A 910-nucleotide genomic window follows, 5' to 3' on the forward strand; every position below is an offset into this window, starting at 1 on the left:
TTTGGGTTAAATCTCATCAAGATACGTGTCCATGTATTTTTTGAGATGGACACGTATTTCGATGAGCGATTCTCTTTCTTTGGTGGCGACCTCTCAAGGCTCTCGGCGCCGCTATCCGGTCGAGTACAAGCGGCAAGTGGTGCAAGAATCGATGGTGGCGGGAGCCTCAATAGCACGGGTCGCGCTGACACACGGCGTCAATGCCAACCAATTGCATAACTGGCGCTGGCAATATCGGCGTGGCGACTTCGGGCCAATCAACCAAGGGCCGGTGTTGCTGCCGGTGCAGATTAAAGCGACTTCGAACACACCACAGCAGCAACCGGCCAAGATAGTTGACGGGCAAGGCAGCATCGGGGCGGGGGATATTGAACTAATCTTTAGCGGCGCACGTGTCCTGCTTCACGGGGCGCCCGACCCGGCCACGTTACGCTACGTCATCGAAGCGCTGCGCCCATGATTGGTTTACCGACCGGAACCCGCGTGTGGTTGGCCGCCGGAGTTACCGACATGCGCCGAGGTTTCGATGGGTTGGCGGCCACCGTCCAGGCGACGCTTCTCGAAGACCCCTTCAGCGGCCATGTGTTCGTCTTCCGAGGTCGCAAGGGTGATCGCATCAAGGTGTTGTGGTGGAGTGGCGATGGTATGTGCCTGCTGGCCAAGCGCCTGGAGCATGGCCACTTCGTATGGCCCAGTGCCGAGTCGGGCGCGGTGCATTTAACGCCGGCGCAGCTATCGATGCTGCTCGAAGGCATCGACTGGCGACGGCCTGCACGTACGCATAGACCAACCCGAGTTTAGCCTTCGAAGCGGGCGCTATTAGAAACGTTGAAAGTGGCGTATTTATTGGTGTTTCGGGGCTTTATGCCTACCATTTAATGGCCGTTATTTGGTAAAATAACGGCCATGC

General features: G+C 57.4%; 2 protein-coding genes. Both read left to right on the plus strand.

Annotated features, from left to right (window positions below):
- Positions 1 to 31: 31 nt before the first annotated feature.
- A complete protein-coding gene (gene tnpA / locus C1I89_RS33725; protein WP_258231538.1) occupies positions 32 to 460 on the plus strand; it encodes an IS66-like element accessory protein TnpA in 429 nt (142 codons plus the stop codon).
- The gene (gene tnpB / locus C1I89_RS33730) at positions 457 to 801 is read left to right on the plus strand and encodes an IS66 family insertion sequence element accessory protein TnpB (RefSeq protein ID WP_102071909.1); all 345 of its coding nucleotides are present in this window, start codon (positions 457 to 459) and stop codon (positions 799 to 801) included. Before tnpA ends, tnpB begins: the two co-directional genes overlap by 4 nt.
- Positions 802 to 910 lie beyond the last annotated feature (109 nt).

The organism is Achromobacter pulmonis, from assembly GCF_002885955.2.
Classification (GTDB): Bacteria; Pseudomonadota; Gammaproteobacteria; order Burkholderiales; family Burkholderiaceae_B; genus Achromobacter; species Achromobacter pulmonis_A.

Excerpts from the sequence above, each read along its gene's own strand:
- tnpB (WP_102071909.1), top strand. The coding sequence starts at position 457 with ATGATTGGTTTACCGACCGGAACCCGCGTGTGGTTGGCCGCCGGAGTT.
- tnpA (WP_258231538.1), top strand. The coding sequence starts at position 32 with ATGTATTTTTTGAGATGGACACGTATTTCGATGAGCGATTCTCTTTCT.